This window comes from Nostoc sp. PCC 9305 (assembly GCF_963920915.1).
In the GTDB taxonomy this organism is placed as follows: Bacteria; Cyanobacteriota; Cyanobacteriia; order Cyanobacteriales; family Nostocaceae; genus Nostoc.
In genome coordinates, this window is record NZ_CAWUDN010000265.1 from 1 (window position 1) to 999 (window position 999).

Here is a 999-nt window from a genome sequence, read left to right on the forward strand (position 1 = left end):
TAGTACAAAAGCACTATATTTTAGCGATCGCCTGTGCCAGTTGCGTAAGTCCTGATAAATAAAATCCCCGATTTCTTTGATAAGCCGGGGATATGTGACTTTCATTAGCAAATATATTTTTTACTTCACCAAATTATTTTCCTAAATAAGCTTATAAAACTTTTGGATATCATGCCATCTTGACGCTTCCAAGTGATAATGCTGTTCAGTTACTACCAAAGTTATTCACTAAATTTGTGTTTCTCCCTCGGTAAAAATAGGAGGCCACAATTCAGTAACGGGCAATTCCCAACCGGGAAACAGTTCTGGTATCGTTAAAATATCACCATTTTCTAAAACTATAGGTTCGCCTGTAGAGCGATAAATTGTAACTGTCTCTTCATCAGGATCGATCAGAATTCCGACAACCGCTCCTAGTTCTATAAATTTCAGAATTTTGGCTGCTATAAGTTTAATTTTATCGCTCTGAGATTTAATTTCTACTACCAAGTCAGGGACAAGTTCGCCAAAGTAACGAGGACTTTGGAGAAGTCGGGAAGCACGAACAAAGGAAACATCGGGTGCTTTAAGGTTTGTATCTGGCATAATGAAACCGCCAGCAGAATCAAACACTCTTCCCCAGCGACGAGGATTTATCCAAGCAAAGAGAAAGGCAATAAGACGACTACTAATTTCGCTGGATACAATATCTGACGGCCCCATTATTGAAATTTTCCCATTTTCGAGTTCCAACTGGTAATCTAAACCTGCTTCAGTAAAAGCGGTTTGAACTTGCTCTAAATCTCTGACTGTCATCATTGACATAAAAAGCTTTTTCCACTGAGATATACAACTCGATTTTAACAAGAGGCAAATTTCCGAAGATTTGACAACGTGTGCGGCTTTCTCTCAAACCGTTTCCTACCAGCGAATCAGAGCAAGAATAAAAGCCTCTCTCCCTGTATGCTATCCATTACCCGCATCTTTCTTAACATTGTTGTAAGGCAGACTGTGAGGGAA

1 protein-coding gene is annotated in these 999 nt (G+C 39.3%); it reads right to left on the reverse strand.

Annotated features, from left to right (window positions below; all coding sequences use genetic code 11):
- Window positions 1-228: 228 nt before the first annotated feature.
- Window positions 229-804 carry a Uma2 family endonuclease gene (locus tag ACM0OX_RS35705; RefSeq protein WP_414519947.1) on the reverse strand — a complete coding sequence of 192 codons (576 nt, stop codon included), beginning with the start codon at window positions 802-804 and terminating at the stop codon, window positions 229-231.
- Window positions 805-999 lie beyond the last annotated feature (195 nt).